6 protein-coding genes are annotated in these 17,375 nt (G+C 62.8%); 3 read left to right on the top strand and 3 right to left on the bottom strand.

Annotated features, from left to right (window positions below; all coding sequences use genetic code 11):
* Window positions 1–171: 171 nt before the first annotated feature.
* The 3 genes from J2X19_RS04120 to J2X19_RS04130 are packed head-to-tail and all read left to right on the top strand — an operon-like array spanning window position 172 to window position 12,411.
* Window positions 172–7,977, top strand: a complete 7,806-nt coding sequence (locus J2X19_RS04120) for a DUF7933 domain-containing protein (protein WP_310370892.1) — start codon at window positions 172–174, stop codon at window positions 7,975–7,977.
* A complete protein-coding gene (locus J2X19_RS04125) occupies window positions 7,967–11,314 on the top strand; it encodes a hypothetical protein (RefSeq protein WP_310370894.1) in 3,348 nt (1,115 codons plus the stop codon). The genes J2X19_RS04120 and J2X19_RS04125 overlap by 11 nt, the downstream gene beginning before the upstream one ends.
* 29 nt (window positions 11,315–11,343) lie before the next feature.
* Window positions 11,344–12,411, top strand: a complete 1,068-nt coding sequence (locus J2X19_RS04130) for an OmpA family protein (protein WP_310370895.1) — start codon at window positions 11,344–11,346, stop codon at window positions 12,409–12,411.
* Between the two features lie 37 nt (window positions 12,412–12,448).
* On the opposite strand, the gene J2X19_RS04135 is transcribed toward J2X19_RS04130, so the two are convergent.
* The 3 genes from J2X19_RS04135 to J2X19_RS04145 are packed head-to-tail and all read right to left on the bottom strand — an operon-like array spanning window position 12,449 to window position 17,296.
* The gene (locus J2X19_RS04135; RefSeq protein WP_310370896.1) at window positions 12,449–14,782 is read right to left on the bottom strand and encodes a CHASE2 domain-containing protein; all 2,334 of its coding nucleotides are present in this window, start codon (window positions 14,780–14,782) and stop codon (window positions 12,449–12,451) included.
* Between the two features lie 31 nt (window positions 14,783–14,813).
* The gene (locus J2X19_RS04140) at window positions 14,814–16,517 is read right to left on the bottom strand and encodes a FecR domain-containing protein (protein WP_310370898.1); all 1,704 of its coding nucleotides are present in this window, start codon (window positions 16,515–16,517) and stop codon (window positions 14,814–14,816) included.
* Window positions 16,514–17,296: a response regulator transcription factor gene (locus J2X19_RS04145; protein ID WP_310370900.1), complete on the bottom strand. Its 783-nt coding sequence runs from the start codon at window positions 17,294–17,296 to the stop codon at window positions 16,514–16,516. The genes J2X19_RS04140 and J2X19_RS04145 overlap by 4 nt, the downstream gene beginning before the upstream one ends.
* Window positions 17,297–17,375: the final 79 nt, after the last annotated feature.

Consider the following 17,375-nt stretch of genomic DNA (forward strand, 5'->3'; position numbering starts at 1 on the left):
ATAAATGGGATTCCGAAAGGTAAAGACCCCAGGAATTGCTCAGTTTCACTGGAGAGACCGGGCCGCTGGCAGGTTTTATGAAGATTTATTAATGCTTTGTTAATTGTGTTGTAGATGTAAGCATCAAAAAAATAGACTCCGCGGCTGTTACAACTATTCAAGGATTGCGCCGTGGGGAGTACACACCGGGGGGGCTGGACCGAAGCGGTTCGCAATGCAGAGCGGGCGCTGTTCAAGCGCTGTTTTATCCAGCTGGCACGTCGACTTGTGGGCTGGGGCCTTGCGCCTCGCGCCATGGCTTGCGGGCTGCGCAATCTGGGCCTGGCGGTTGTGTCGTTTGGCTTCGCGGGCTCGGCGTTGGCAGCCTTGGGGGCTTCGGTGACCCTGCTGGCTGGCGATCCGACCCAGATCTATCCAGGCCAAACCACGCGCCTGCAGATCACGCTGTCGAACAACAACATCCTGGCGCCCATCACTGCGGTGGGCTTCAGCAATCTGCTGCCCGGCACACTGCCCAACGGGCTGCGGGTGACGGGCGCTGCCACCTATACCTGTACCGATCCCGCCGGTCCGAGCACGTTTGCCGGAACGGGTGTTTTGACTACCACGGGGCAAAGCATCAGCCTGAGCGGCGGTGTGATCCCGCCGCGCTCCGGTTCGGTCGACGGGGGCTGCACCATCGTGGTCCCGGTGACCGCGGGCACATCTACCGGCAATACAGCCACCTATTCCTACACCATCGCCGACGGTGCGGTGACGGGCAATGACGGTGCAGCGGTGCAGAACGTGGGGGCGGTCCAGCAGAGCGTGAATGTGGTGGCCCTGGTGCAACCCGGTTTGTCCAAGGTCTTTGGTACGGGCACCGTGGTGCTGGGCGGTGCGTCCACCTCACTGAGCGTCACGCTGACCAATAGCAATCCGGTGGAGATTCCCAACTTCACGGTGACGGATTTGTTTCCCCAACTGGGCGGATCGGCTGTGATCCAGGTGGCGTCACCCTCGGGTGCCATCGCAAGCTGCAACAACGGCGGCGCTTCGCCGGTGGTCACGGCCAGTTCCGGTGGCAATAACTTTTCTGCCATCGGAACCCTGCCAGCCCGCTCGGGCGCGGTGAACGGCAGCTGTACCTTTACCGTCAACGTGGTCGCGGCGCACACCAATGGCAGCTACAGCATTACCCAGACCAATACGATCAACCGCAGCACGCAGTTCAGCAATGATCTGGGCATACCGGCGGCCAATAACGCGACGGCAGACATCACGGTGCGTTCGCCCTTGCAGGTGAGCAAGACGGTGGACGCCACTTCGTTGTCGAACGGCGGCGCCGGGCGCTTCACCATTACCCTGGGCAATAGCAGTACCAGTGCGCTGGCGATCTCCAGTCTGGTGGATGATGCGATCGATGGCGGCGCCGCGGGCAATTTGAATGCCTACGGCCTGAAGGTTACCGGGCAGGCTACGAGTTGTGGCGGCTCAGTGGTCGCCACTACCAACAATACCGGGGTGGCGTTGACGGGGGGCTCCATCCCCGCCGGTGGATCTTGCGTGGTCACGGTGGATTTCACCGGCACGGTGCAGTCGCCGAATACCCCCAGGGCCTATACCAATTCCCTGGCCGTTGGCGCAGTCGATGTGGGCAATCCGGCCATCGTGAGCCAGCCAGCCTCGTCCACGGTGACGGTGTACCAGAACCTGAACGTCAACAAGACGGTGTCGCCAAACAATCCAGAGCCCGGCAATCCGGTGCGCTACCAGGTCACGCTGCAGAACTGGTCCAGCACCGCGATCACCGACCTGGTTTTTCCAGATACCTTGCAGCAGGGGCAGACCTTTCTGACCGGCACGATAGGCGGGATCAACTACACGCCGAGCGGATGCGGGGTGAGCGTCACCAACGGCGCCGTGCTGGGTGCCAGCGCCATCACGTTTGGCAGCATCGCAGTACCGGCGCGGGCGAGTGTGAGCAGCCCCGGCACCTGTACCGTCACTTTCTGGGCGATGGTGTCGAGTGCCGCCGCCGCCAATGCCAGCTTTGACAACATCCTGGCTGCGGGCTCCGTTTGCTATGGCTCCGGGCCGCAGGTGTGCTACGGCAGCGCAACTTCTGCCTCGGGCAGCATCCACGCGGGTGCGGTGTTGGCGGCCATTAAGAGCTTCAGCCCCGCGGGTCCGCTGTCGGAAGGCGCTGTGTCGCGGGTCACGGTCCGGCTGGACAATTTGTCGGCCAACCCGCTGACCAATGTGACGCTGGGCGACAACCTGCCTGCGGCCGTAAGCGGGGGCGGGCAGATGCGCGTGGCGAATCCGGCGAATGCTGCGACAACCTGTACCGGCAGCCCGGTGTTGACGGCCACGCCGAATGCAACTTCGTTTTCGCTGAATGGCGCAACCGTGCCGGCCCGGGCCTCTAACGGCGCGGGCGCCGCGGGTTCGTGCGTGGTGCAGTTTGATGTGGTCGGCCCTGCGGGCACCTTCAACAATACCGCGACGGTGACGGGTACCGAAACCTATGGCAATGGCCTGACCCACACCCTGGCACCGCAGAACTCGAACACGGCCGTGCTGGTCTACACCTCGTCGCTGGCAGCGAGCAAGAGCTTTTCGCCCACGTCGGTATCTTCCGGCGGCAGCTCCAGAGTTACTGTGCGCTTGAATAATAACGGTGCGGTGGCGTTGACCCAGGTGGCTGCGACCGACCCCTTGCCATCGGGCATGCTGCTCGCCCCGGTGCCCAATGCCTACACCACCTGTGCAGGCAGTACCGCGGTAACGGCGACGCCGGGAGCTTCCAGTATCAGCCTGACGGGCGCGTCCATTGCTGGCGGCAGCAGCTGCGACCTGGTGTTTGATGTAGTTGCCACCGGCAGCGCGAACTGGGTCAATAGCATTCCTGCGGGCAACATAACCGCTGCAGGCGGCGTGTTCAACCAGACCGCGGTGAGTGCGACCCTGGCTTTCAATGCACCTTCGGGTTTGACGGTGGCCAAGGCCACCAACCCCAGCACACTGACATTCCCTGGCCAGGTCAGTCAATTGACGATCACGGTGAACAACGGAACGCAGAACGTCACCGGTCTGCGCCTGACCGACTACTTCACTGCCAACGGAACGGCCGCTGGGGGCACCAACGGCATGGTCGTGGCTGCAAATCCGGCTACCGCCACTACCTGCCCGGGCGGTGTGGTGACGGCGGTCGCAGGTGCGGAGTCTGTGTCCTTGTCGGGCGCGGCGATGGCGGCGAACACGGCTTGCACCGTGGTGGTCAACGTCACATCGGTGGCGGTGGGCGGTATCACCAACTTCATCCCTGCGGGTTCGATTGCAACCGACCAGGGACTGAGCAACAGCGGCCAGGCCACCACCAGCTTGACGACGCAGAGTAATCTGGGTCTGACCAAGCAGTTCACACCCAAAGTGGTGCAGCCCGGTAGCCGCTCGCGTTTGCGGATCACCTTCTTCAACGCGACAGCGCAGCCGGTGTCGAATCTTTCCGTTGTCGACAACCTGCCGACCGGAGTCACCGTGCCCAGCGGCTTCAACCCGAGCACCACCTGTACCGGCGCCACCGTGAGTGCGCCAACTGCCGGGCAGGTGCAGGTGGCCGGTGGCAACCTGGGGGCCGCTAACGGCGCTATCTCGACCAGTTGCTATGCCGAAGTGGATGTCTTGGTGGCCGCCCAAGGGGACTACACCAACACGATTCCTGCAGGCGCGATTTCCGCTTCGTCGAGCGGCGTGGGCGTGAGCAATTCCCAGCTCGCAACCGACGTACTACGGGCCAAGGCACCGCTGGTGGTGCACAAGGCGATAGACGGCCAAACCCTGGATGCCGGCAACCCAGCGGGCTTCAGCACCGGCAGCGCCACACGCTCGGCCGGCAGTGCTGCTACCTTGACCATCCGCATCACCAATCCGAACGCGACCGCGTTGACGGCGCTTGCGCTGACCGATAGCTTGCCATCCGGCCTGGTTGTGGCGATAACGCCAAACGCTTCGACCACCTGTACCGGTGGCACGGTGCAGGCTGTTGCATCGGGTACCTCGGTACGCATCAGCGGTGCAACGCTGGCGGCGAATGCATCCTGCAATCTGTTGGTGGACGTGCTCAGCAATATCTCGGGCACGTACACCAACACGATTGCCGTAGGTGCCATCACGACGTTTGAGGGCATCAGCAACGAGGAGCCTACCAGCGCGCGTTTGCAGGTCTCCACACCGCCGGTGGTTTCCAAGCAGTTTGCGCCGCCCGTCATTCCGCCCAATGGCACGTCTACGCTGACGGTATTTCTGGGCAACGACAACCCGACGGCATTGACATTGACGGCCGCGCTGGTCGATACCCTGCCTACCGCCCCGGGCCCGGTGCTGGTTGCTGCGACGCCGAATGTGCAGACTACCTGCCCAGGTACGGTGACCGCGGCTGCTGCGTCCTCCACCGTCAGCTATGCCAGTGGCGCCCTGATTCCGGCAGGCGGCTGCAGCATCAGCGTGCAGGTGACGGCGGCGACGCCGGGTACGCATACCAACAGCATCGCGGCTGGTGCGCTGCAAACCAACCTGGGTAATAACCAGCAGGCTGCAAATGCCCCGCTCACAGTCAGTACCCAGGGCTTTATCTCCGGCCGTGTGTTCCGCGACAACAACCTCACGCCGAACGGCACGTTTGAATCCGGCGTGGATACACCGATCAGCGGTGTGAGCGTGGAACTGCGTGCTGGCAATTCCTGCGCAGGCCCCTTGGTGACCCAGGGTGGTCTGGCTAACCCGGTGGCTACGGATGTGCTGGGGAACTACATTTTTGCCGGCCTTCCTGCTGCCACCTACTCGGTGTGCGAGCTCGTGCAGCCCAGCAATACCGTTAACGGCATCACCACGGCCGGCAGCCTGGTGCTGACCGGTGGCAGCACCGGTACCGCTGGCAGCGCGTCGAACCCGAGCGCCACCAGCAGCCAGATCGTGGGCATCGTGTTGAATGGTGACGGTGCTGGTGGCCAGATCACCGGCTCTACACAGAACAACTTTGCCGAGATAGTTCCATCGACCATCGCGGGTTCGGTATTCCTGGACACCAATAACAACGGCATCCGCAATGGCGCGGATACGTCTTTGGCTGGCGTGGTGATCGAGTTGTTGAACAGTGCGAACGCCGTGGTGGCCAGCACGACGACGGCAGCCGACGGTAGCTACAGCTTTGGCAACCTGTTGCCGGGCACGTACAGCGTGCGTGAGCCTAACCAGCCGGCCGGCACATCCAATGGCGTGACCTCCGCAGGTAGCGTACCGAATGGCGGTACCGCGGGAACGGCTTCCACGCCTGCGGTGTTGCCCAGTGCGATCCGTAGCATCGTATTGCCACCCAATACGCAGTCGGTGGCCAATGACTTCGCCGAGATTCCTAACGGTCGTAGCGTTTCGGGTCGGGTGTTCCTGGACTACAACAACAACGGCGTGTTGAACAACCCGCCGGACCACGGCATCGGCGGGCAGACGGTGGCTTTGACAGGGACCGACATCAACGGCAACCCTGTATCGCTGACGACTACGACAGCGGCCGACGGAAGCTTCCGCTTCAGTGCGGTGCCCGAAGGCAGCAACTACACCTTGACGCAAGCGTCCCAGCCTACGGGCACCAACAATGGCACGGTAACGGCGGGCTCCACCGGAGGGGCTGCCAGCAATCCCACTGTCACCAGTAGCCGTATCACAGGCATTGCTTTGTCGGGCGCCAATGTGGTGTCTGCGGAGAACAACTTTGCCGAGATTCCGGGTGCGGTGCCCGACCTGGCATTGGCTAAAACCCATGCGCCATCCAACTTTGCGTCGGGCAGCAGCTCCGGCTACTTCACCCTGACGCCGCGCAACATCGGCACGGTCGCTACCAGTGGAACTATTACCCTCACGGATACCCTGCCGACTGGCATGACCGTGGCGGCTTTGGCTACCGGTACCGGCTGGACCTGTACAGGCGCGGTAGGCGGCAGCGTCGTCAGCTGTACCAGTACGACCGAAATTGCGGCAGGCGCTAGCGGCAACCCTGTGGTGGTACGCGTTGCGGTTGCCAGTGGCCTCACCGGTCAGGTACTGACCAATACCGCCCTGGTATCGGGTGGCGGCGAGCCGGCCGGATTCGATGGCAATAACAGCGCCAGCGATTCGGTGGTGCTGGTGTCCGCCGCAACCGTGAGCGGTAGCGTGTGGCGCGACGCCAACCATGACCGCGTCAAGGATCTGGGTGAGTCCGTGGTGCCCGACTGGACGGTCGAGCTGCTGAACAACGGGGTGCTGGTAGCGACCACCCAGACCGACAGCAACGGTGCCTACAGCTTTACGGCGCTAGCGCCAGGGGCTGGCTACGAGGTGCGCTTCCGCGAGCCCAGCACCAACTATTTGTATGGCCGGCCTGTGCCGAATGAAATTGGCCAGTCCTATGCGTCGGGCGTGGTGGGTTCCGGTAATCCCGGTGGCGCAGACAATTCTCAAGGTGTGCTGCACAACATCAATTTGCTTCCGGGTGACAACATCCTGCAGCAAAGCCTGCCGCTGGATCCCGCGGGTGTGGTGTATGACGCGGTGACCCGCTTGCCTGTGCAAGGCGCCGTGGTCACATTGTCTGGCCCCCCAGGTTTTGATGCATCCCAACTGCTGGGTGGGGCGCTTTCGCAAACTACCGGCAGCGCAGGCCGCTACCAGTTTCTGCTGTTTTCGACTGCGCCTGCCGGTGTTTACACCTTGAGCGTGACGGCGCCCGCCGGCTATGCGCCAGGCGCCTCTACGCTGATCCCGGCGTGCGCCGCCACCTTGGCGGTCTCGGCGGGACCGCCCGACCCGGCGATCGTCCAGACCAGCGATACGGCGCCTACTGCAGCGGCAGGCAATCCATTGACGACACCGGGTGCGTGTGCATCGACTTCTGCTGGTCTGTCCAGTGGTGCGGCTACGACCCAGTACTACTTCAGTTTCAACCTGAACCCGGCGTTCCCTGGTGCCTCGGCCAATGTGGTGAACAACCATATTCCGGTGGATCCTATGAATGCAACCGGCTTTGTGTTGTCTAAAACTGGTAGCCGCCGTGTGGCCGAAGTAGGTGATACCTTGCTCTACACCATCGTGGTACGCCGCACGGCAGGCTCCTCGCTGCCACAGGTCACGGTGCGTGACCGGTTGCCAGCCGGCTTTACCTACATCCGTGGTACGGCGCGCGTGAACGGCTTGGCTGCCCCCGATCCTGCGGGCGGTTTAGGGCCGGTTCTTGGCTTCACCGTGGGCGGGTTGAGTTTGAACCAGAGCACAACCCTGACCTACCGGGTGCGCGTAGGTGTTGGCAGCATGCAGGGCACTGGCATCAATACAGCCCGCGCCTATGGCTGCACTACCGCGGCGGGCTGCCTGACGGCTGCACTGCAACCAGTGGCGAGCAGTATCGATTCGAACGAAGGCGCGCACCAGGTGCAGGTCACGGGTGGCGTGTTCACCGACCAGGCCTGTGTGCTGGGCAAGATTTTTGTGGACTGCAATGGAAACCACATCCAGGACGCGGAGGAGCTGGGGATTTCCGGCGTGCGTCTGTACTTCGAGTCGGGGCAGTACCTGGTCAGCGACAGCGAGGGCAAGTACAGCCAATGCGGGCTGACACCCAACAGCCATGTGCTGAAGGTCGACCCCCGCACCTTGCCCACCGGTTCGCGCCTGACGACCTCCAGCAACCGCAATCTGGGCGATGCCAACAGCCTGTTTATCGACCTGAAGAACGGAGAGCTGCACCGCGCCGATTTTGTCGAGGGCAGTTGCTCCAACCCGGTCGTGGAGCAGGTCAAGGCACGGCGTGCCCAAGGGGAAATCCGCTCGGTGGAAGCCGAAAAACTGAAAGGGCCTGCATTGCGTTTTGAAAGCAAGCCTGTCCGTATGCCGAAGCAGGCTACCGACAGTGCCAACCAACCCATAGTCCAGCCGCGTGAAGGAGCCAACGGTGCACGCTAATCGCCCCCAACGCAGCGCTATTGCCTTGCTGATCGGCGCCATCCTGGCCCCGGCCGGCTGGGCGCAGTCCGAAGATGTCCGCTTTGCGCCGCTGACTGCCGCGGAACGCACTTCCGTCACCGGTGTCGCACAGCCTTTGTACCCGCTGGCGACCCCTGGGCAGCCTGTGCCTGGCCAGGCAGCTACCGTTTTCCCTGGCACCGTCGGCGAGGTGGATTACGCGCTGAACCAGGCGGCCCAACGGGTCGTGGTGGAAGTGGCCCGCAATGCAGTGCCAGCCGATGGGCAGACGGCCGTGCCGGTCACCATCCGCGTGTTGGATGGCCAGGGCAAGCCGCTGGCAAGCCCGGTATGGGCGACCATTGAGCACAGCGGTGGCCGCGTGCTGGTGCCCGGTGCGCGCACGGATGAGTCTGGCCCCATGGCGCGCGATGCAGACCGGGTGACGCCGGGTGTGCAGGTCCGCGTGGTGGATGGCGTGGCCAGTTTCTCCCTGTTGGCGCCGATGGCGCCCCAAGATGTGCAGCTGCGCATCACCGTGGGGGCACAGGAAGCGTCCGGCGTGGTCAGCTTCGTACCCGAGATGCGCGAGATGGTCGCTGCCGGTTTGCTGGAGGGCATCATCAATTTCGGGCGCAAGGAGCGCAGCCTGCTGGCGCGCCCTGAGCGCGAGGATGCCTTCGAGCGTGAGATCCGCGCCTGGGGCCGTGAATTCAACAACGGCAAGGCGAATCTGGAGGCGCGAAGTGCGTTCTTCCTGCGCGGCACGATCCAGGGCAAATACCTGCTGACCGCAGCCTACGACTCCGACAAGCTGACCCGCGCGCGGTTGCTGCGCGATATCCAGACTGAAGAGTTCTATCCGGTCTACGGCGACTCCTCGCTGCGCGGTACGGATGCGCTGTCGGACAGCCGCCTCTACGTGCGGGTCGACAAAGACAAAAGCTATCTGCTATGGGGCAACTTCGCGACAGGCGACGGCTTCAGCCAGCGCACCGGCGGCGGCAATGTGGCCACTCTCGCGCAGCGCAGCCTGGGCAACTACAACCGCAGCGCAGCAGGCGTGCGCTACCACCATGAGGATGGCGGTTTTGTGGGCAATGTCTTTGCCTTCCGCGATTCGCTGCGGCAGGTGGTGGAAGAGTTCTCCAGCCAAGGTAGCGGCCCGTACGGACTGCGCAATAGCGCGGTGCTGGAAGGCAGCGAGAAAGTGGAGATCGTTGTACGCGACCGCGAGCAGCCCTCGCGCATCCTGAGCACCACCGCATTGGCGCGGCTATCTGACTACACGTTCGAGCCGTTCAGTGGGCGCATTCTGCTCAACACCTTTCTGCCGTCGGCAGATGTCAATCTGAACCCGGTATCGCTGCGCATTACCTACGAGGTCGACCAGGGCGGAGACAGCTTCTGGGTGATGGGAGCCGATGGCCAGATGCGTCTGGGCAGCAGTGTCGAGGTTGGGGGCTCGGTGATGCGGGACAGCAACCCGCTGGCATCGCAAGCCATGAGCAGCGCCAACCTGGGTTGGCGCATCGACGAACACACCATGCTGGTGGCCGAAGTCGCACGCACCACGAGCGAGGTCAATACCAATGCAACCAATGTGTCTGTCTTGCCGGGCATGGCAGGCCGCATCGGCGATGTGTCGGGTAACGCCTGGCGGATTGAGGTGGCGCACGAGGCCGAGCGCACCACGGCGCGGGCTTTTGTAGGCCGCAGCGACACCACTTTCAACAATTTGGCGGCGCCCCTGACAGGCGGCCGCGGCGAGGCCAGCATTTACGCTGCCTATAAGCTGGACGACAGCACCAAGCTGTACTTGCAAGGACAGCGCAGCGAGGATCTGAACGTGGGCGCTTCCGACAGTAGCTCGGTCCAGGTGGGCGCAGCCTTCAAACTGAGCGAACGCCTGACCGCCGATGTGGGCCTGCGCTCACTGCATGAATCCGCAGGCAGCGTGACCGCGCTGTATTCGACCCCGTTCAGTTCCACAGCCGGTCTCACCAGCAGTATCGCTACCGGATCTGGCGGCAGTGCTGTCGGCTTTGGCAACCAGGTGATTGATCCAATCAGCGGCCTGGTGGTGGTCAGTTCGGGTACCTCGCTTGCCGGTACGCTGGCGAATCAGACCACGGGGCTGAGCAGCCAGACTGTGCGCGGTGGCTTGGGCTTTCGCGTCAACGACAAGTTCACCCTGGGCGGCGAGGTTGAGCATGACATCAGCGGCGACCCACGCCGGCGCTTTGCTGTCGGTGGCGACTACCAGATTGCCGAGCGCACCCGCTTGTACGGGCGTTACGAGCAGCAGACCGGGCTGTCGGGTGTGAATACCATCACCACCGACGAACGCAAGGCCAATGCCTTTGTTTTTGGCGTCAATTCGGCCTACATCAAGGACACCCAGTTGTTCAGCGAGTACCGCTTGCGCGATGCTGTGAGCGGCAGAGATCTGCAGATGGCTTCGGGCGTGCGCAATGCCTGGGATGTCGCGCAGGGTGTGCGCTTGAACACGGCGGTCGAGCGGGTCCAGGTACTTTCGGGTGATGTGCCGGATGCCTACGCGGTATCGGCGGGTGTGGATTACACAGCCCATCCTTTGTGGCGTGGTTCCAGCCGCGTGGAATACCGCCATTCCGGTGATATCGCCAATACGACCAGCAACGAGGCTTTCAACACTACGCTATGGCAGGTCATGGCGGCGCGCAAGATGGCCCGGGATTGGACGCTGCTGGGGCGCAACTACTTGCTGCTCACCAAGTACGACGCCCGCGGCGACGTGCTGCAGAACCGCGCGCAGATTGGTGTGGCGTACCGCGAGACCGATACCAACCGCGTGAATGCGCTGGCCAAATACGAGCTAAAAACCGAGCGCGATGCCAGCGATGCGGCTGTCGGCAACTTGGCCACGCGTGCCCACATCGTCTCGGCGCACGCCGACTACCACCCGAGTCGTCCCTGGTGGACGACCGGCCGCATTGCCGCCAAGTGGCAGCGTGACAGCCTGGAGAACGGAGTGCGCGACAACTTCCACGCCCAGCTGCTGTCGGGCCGCCTGGTGTACGACGTGACCGAGAAATGGGATGTGGGTGTGATGAGCGCGGTGCAGTTCGGCCAGCAGCGGGCTCGGCAATGGGCCTACGGCGTCGAAACCGGCTACCTGCTGCAGCAAAACCTGTGGCTGTCGGTGGGCTACAACAAGTCAGGCTTCTCGGCCGACCGGGACCTGGCCGGTTATGAGTACACCCGCAGTGGCTTCTACATACGCCTGCGCTTCAAGTTCGACGAAGACCTGTTTGCGGGCAGCCAACGCAGCGTCAACACCAGCTTGGACCGCTGATTAAACCAATGATGAACCGAGTGAACACCATGAACCCTATTTTTTGCTCCCGTTTGAGATTACGTGTGTTGGCTGCTGCCTTGCTGGTGGCCCTGGGGCCTTTGGGGGCGCTGGACGTAGATGCGCAGGCAGCTTTGACACCTGCCAATGACCGTATCAGCGACGAAGCCCAACACGCGGACCATGCGGTCTATACGCAGATGCAGGAGCGTATCCATGCCATCAACGAAACCGGTGTGCCGGTGCGTAACTACTATCTGTCCAAAGCGCAATGCTGGCTGGATGTGTCCTTCCACGAATACACCCGCAACGACCGCAGCCCATTTGTACAGGAGTCCCTGGCAGAGTCAGAGAAGCTGGTCGTGGCGCTGGAGGGCAAGCAAAGCCCCATCTCCACGGACACCCCGTTGGTAAACAGTGCGGCGCGGATTCGCCCGGACCTGTGGGACCGGGCGCGCGCACTGCATGCACACAGCGGATTTGCCTGCGCACAGCAACGCGTGGCGTGTTCCGAAGTCGAGTTGGTGCATGCCGGCAACGAGCTGAACCAGCAGCAGTGGCGGCATGCAAAGCCGTACGTGCAGATGGTGGAAGATGGTTTGAACGAGGCCGATGCGTTGGCGGCGTCCTGCAACCCGCCTGCACCGTTGGTTGCCGCGTTACCTGCGGTGACGGCCCCGGCTGCGCCACCCGAGGCGGTGAAGCTTTCGGCCCAGGTGGTGTTTGAATTTGACCGGTTTGGCCGTGCCGATATCCGAGCGGCCAGCCTTGCATCGCTTGAGCAATTGTTCCAGCGCCTGGGGGCCGATCAACTTGAAATCAAGAACCTGGAACTGATGGGCCATGCCGACCGCCTCAACTCCACCGGCCACAGCGATTACAACCTGGTGCTGTCGCAAAAGCGCGTGATGACGGTGCGGGACTTGCTGTTGTCACGGGGCGTGGTGGCGGAGCGTATCCAGACGGACTTCAAAGGAGACACCCAGCCGGTCGATGCATGTACCGCCAAGTTCCCGCACGAGGACGGTCTGCGCGAATGCCTGTTATCGAATCGGCGGGTAGACATCCGCATCGAAGGTATCGCCCGCAAGCGGTAGGACTTGTTGGGCGCCACCCAATATCCAAGGTGTGGCGCTATTCCAGGGCTTGCGCCAAAGAGAATCGCAGGGTGGTGCCATGCCCCAGCATGCTGCTCAGCTGGATGCTGCCGCCGTGGCGTTCCACCACGGTGCGCACGAACACCAGGCCCAGGCCGATGCCGCGCGGTGCTGAGCGGTCATTCGGCTGCAGGCGTACAAAGTGCTGGAACAGCACCTGCTGTTGCTCAGGCGACAGGCCTGGCCCAGCATCCGCGATCGATAGCTGCCAACGGCCCTGGTGGTCCTGCACCGTGCATTGCACCTCGGTGTGTTCCGGGCTGTACTTCACCGCATTGCTGAGCAGATTGCCGATCGCCCGGGTCAGCAAACCGCGGTCCGCTTTACACCAGGCGGATACCTCTGGGGTTTGCAGCTTGAAGGTGATGTGCCGCTGCACGGCTTGCGGCCAGACTTCGTCTACCGCTTCATGCAGCAGCTCACCCAGGTCGATGACTTCCAGCCGGTATTCGCTGGACTGGGCACGGGCCAGCTGAACAAATTCCTCTGCCAGATACAGTGTCTTCTGCGCATGGCGCTCGATGCGCTGCAGCGTCTCCGCAGGCATGGCTGCGTCGGCCTGCATTCTGTGCAGTTCGAGCAAAGCCAGAATCGACGACTGTGGCGAGCGCATATCGTGCGAGATGAAGCGCAATGCCTCGTCCCGTTGTCGCTCTGCATGCCGGATCGGGCTGATATCGACCAGGCTGGTGATCCAACCCGTCGCCACGCCATCGGTGTTGAAGCAGGGTGCGCACTTGATCAGCACATCGCGGCCCGCATCGTCTTTGGATTCACCTGTCCAGATCTGTGCCGTGTCCTGCATTTGCGAGCTGCCGCCGGGGTTTACTTTACGCAGCAACTCGACTAGCTGGTGGTTGGTCGGCTGGTCGACGCCGAGTAAGCGGAAGTACTGCTGCGCGGCTTGGTTGGCCATCAACACCCGGCCCGTGGGGTCGGTGATGACGGTGGCATCCGGTAGATTGCTCAGAATGTCGCTGACGAAGCGGTGCAGATTGCGCAGCTGTTCCGACGCGTTCTGCAGCGCCCCGATATGGCGCTCCAAAGGATCGCCCCGGTGCTGGATGGGGCGCATCCGGGGTAGGTCATGGCGTATTTCCATGCGCTGGAATTCCTCCAGCAGGTACCACATGGCGGCATTCAAGCGGCGCCAGACCCACAAGGGGTAGGCCGATAGCAGGCCTAGCAGCGCGGCAGCGGGCGCTAACAGAATGCCGCTGTACAGCGCCATCAGCCAGCTTGTGGCAAGTGTGAACAGTACCAACAAGGCATTGGCCAGTAGCGACGCCGTTGGCGACAGCCACAGTATGGCGAATAGGCCGAGGGCGACAGGCACAGTGCAGAAAATAACGTTCTGCCAAGCGCTAGCCCGCTGCAGTTTTTGCCCCTCCAGCGCGGCATTCATCAGATTCGCGGAAATCTCTACGCCTGCCATCAATTCCGAATTGCCCGATTGCGGCGTGGCGTAGGCGTCGCCCATGCCGGCCGAGGTGGAACCTACCAGCACGAATTTGTTGGTGAAGGTAGTGGCCGGCACCTGCCCCTTGAGTACGTCCACGTAGGACACCTGCTGGAACTGCCCCGGGGCTCCGACGAACGGAATCTGCACCAGGTGCTCGCGCGTCCAGTCCATTGACTGGGTGTCGCTCGGGCTGGGGGGTGGTTCGGAAGGCAGTGCAAAACTGCCGGCCCGCAGCACTGCCACGCCAAAGTGGTCCCACCAGCGCGTGCCATCTCCTTCGCGCAGATAGGTCGTGCGCACGATGCCATCGGCATCCAGTTTGAGGTGGATGTGCCCTATGGCCGCAGCTGCTTTGGCCAGAGCGGGGACGGGCAATATGGGTTTGTAATGGCCTGTGCCGTAGCTGTCTTGCAGTGCCAGCGGCAGTACGACCTTGCCGCTGCGTTGGATGGCATGGGCCAGCAAAACGTCGTCTGCTGCGTAGACGGGATCTTGCTCGGTAAAAATAAGATCCAAGCCGATGGCACGCGGCTGGGCCGGGGAAATCTTATCGAGCAGGGCTGCGTGGAAGCCACGCCGCCATGGCCAGCGGCCAATCGCCGCCAGGCTTTTGTCATCGATGGTGACCAGCACGATATCGTCGGATACAGACCGCTCTACCAAGCGGGTAGTCTGGTCTTCGATCACCAGGTTTACCCGCTCCAGAGAGTTGCGCCAGCTCAGGGTGGCGACCACCGACAGCAGTACCAGGGTCAGCAGTCCCCACTCGATCCAACGCTTGCGCAGGCGCCTGGCATCGAGCCCGCTTTCCCGTTGCAGCGAAACCCAATCGAGCAGGCGGTTATTCAAGCGCAGTCTCTGGCGTTGAGTGCCATATGCATCATGGCTTGCCTGGACGCAGAGGCGTGCCGTCGGAGCTGACTACCGGCTGCTGGTCCGAGGCCATCAGACGGCCCGGCACCATGACCGACTGGGCGGCGGTAAATGCACCGCCCCGGCCTTCCTGGTCGAGTTGTTGCAGGCGTACGTAGTACACACCGGCGGGCGGCAGTGGCCGGACATACTGTGAGGTGTCCACCACGCTATCGTCCAGCAGATTGTTGAATGCGATGTCGTGGGCGAGTTGCACGCGGTAGCGCAGGCCCTGGGTTTGGCTAGTACCCCATTGCACCGACAGCAGGCTGGCGCCGTCGGCGTGGATGCTGGGGGTGGGCGGCTTGGGGGGAATGGGCAGCAGCGTAAAACTGGCGGGCTTGCTGTACGGGCCCTGGTCACGGGCCCCGTCTGGCGTGCTTTTTACAGACGCCACGCGCCAAAAATAGGCACCTGGCGCCAGGTCGTGGGCGGTATGGCTGCAGGCGGGCAGATAGGACAGGTCTGCGGCCAGATTCTGAAAGCCCTGGTCATGTGCCAGTTGCAAGTGGTAGCCCTGCACACCCGGGTTCTCGGTGCAGCGCACGTCTACCGCGGTAGTGAACAGCTGGCTGCCTTGCTGAGGCTGTTGCATGAAGGGCGCTTCAGGGCGGGCTTTCACCCGGATGGGGCGCACTGCCTCGCGGCCCACAATGCCTTGCGGGTCCACCGGGCGCACAGCCAGCTGGTAGTCGCCATCGTCCAGGCCGGTAAAGCGGACCAGCGCTGGCGCGAAGCTGCCGTAGCGCAGCACCTGGTTGAACGTGTTGTCGGAGGCAATCATCACCTGGTAGGACGTTGCCTGGGTGCTGCCAGGCAGAGGTAGCTCGATGAAAGACACGTCCTCCAGCACCGAGGGAATCTGCGACAGGTCGGGTGCGGGCAGCAGCGGGGCGATGGTAAATTGGCCGTCCGCCGTCCCCAGGCGGCTGCCTTCGCCCGCATGTACCAGGGCATGCGGGCCTGGCTTGTGCGATGCCAGCGCGCTGACCTGTACCGCGCCTTCTCGCACATCGTTGAGGAAGGCGCCGTTGTCGCCAATTGCAACGCCAAAATCGGTGCCCCGCACACCGCCGACGGCATGGGGCGTGCGTATTTCAAAGCGGCTGTTGGCCGACGGTAGCGGAACCACCTTGGATTCCACCCGGCCGCGGTCCAGCTGGATGGTGGCCTGGATGTCTTTCGACGCCGGCGCGTACAGCACCTCGCTGAGCTGCACTTGGGTATTGGCCGGTAAGCGGATGGTCGAGCCATCGGCCAGCTGCAGGGTGACGAAACCTTGCTCGCCCACCGTTAGCTGGCTGCCCTGCGGCAACTGCTGGCCCTTCTGCAGTGGTAGCTCTTTGGCCTGGCCGGGCAGGGCGGCATGCGCGTCGCCTATGGCATGCAGGATGGTCACCAGGGCCGGTTGCGGGCGCAGCAGATGCACGGGAATCATCAGCAAGGTTCCCGGCAGCAGGCGCAGCGGATTGCGCACCTTGTTGGCCAGTTGTATCTGTTTCCATTGTTCGGGCTTATGCAGCAGGCGTTTGGCCAGCCCATACAGGTTCTCGCCGGGTTGCAAGGTGTAGCTGATGTTTTGCGCATGCGCCGCGGGCGCCGCGCCCAGCAGTGCTGCCGCCACGGCGATGCTGGCTTGCAGCGGCAGCCGTGTAAGAGGCGCGAAGCTCATTCTGAATGCTGCAAGGCGTTGGCTCCCGTGGCTGGGGTCACCTGGGACACCTCTTCGAGCCGGTAGCCGTGGTTGTAGACCGACATCAGCCGGTAGCCGTTTTCAGCGCGCAAGCCCAGTTTGCTGCGCACGTGGGAGAAGTAGACGTCCAGCGAGCGCGAGGACACATCGGCACTCTGGCCCCACAGGGCTTCGATCAGGTAGCCGCGCGACATCAGCTTGCCGAGGTTGTTGAACATGGTGAGTGCCAGATCGAATTCCTTGTTTTTGAGTGCCACCGGTTCTCCAGCCGCCCAGACATTGCGTTGCGTGGTATGGAAACGATAGCGCCCAAATATGACTTCTTCGGTGGCGCGCATATGGCCGCCGCGGCGCAATAGCGCGGCGATGCGCGCGCGCAGCTCGACCACGCGGTTCGACTTGACCATGTAGTCGTCGGCACCGCATGTGAGGCCGGTCACGATGTCGCGCTCATCGCTGCGGTTGGTCAGCATCAGTATCGGCACCGCCGAAGCCACGCGCTCACGCACTTTGCGAATGATGTCTGTGCCGGCAATATCCGGCAGCTCCCAGTCGATGATCAGCAGGTCGAAAGTTTCTTTGGCGATGGCGCGCAGAAAGCTCTCGCCGTCAGCCAGGGCGTGGCAGTCGTGCCCCATGGCCGCAATCACGGCATGGATCAGGTCCAGTTGGGCGAGGTCATCATCAACGACAGCTATGCGCATTGGTACATCCTTGGCGGCCAGAATTTTTGCACGGACCCAGTCGTCCGGCGACACGGGGCCGAGATTGTAAATTTCTGCAAAAGCAAAATTCTGGCCACTCTAGTCGGGACCTGTGCCTTTTGCCAACCAGTTA

It is taken from the genome of Rhodoferax ferrireducens, assembly GCF_031458075.1.
Classification (GTDB): domain Bacteria; phylum Pseudomonadota; class Gammaproteobacteria; order Burkholderiales; family Burkholderiaceae_C; genus Rhodoferax_B; species Rhodoferax_B ferrireducens_A.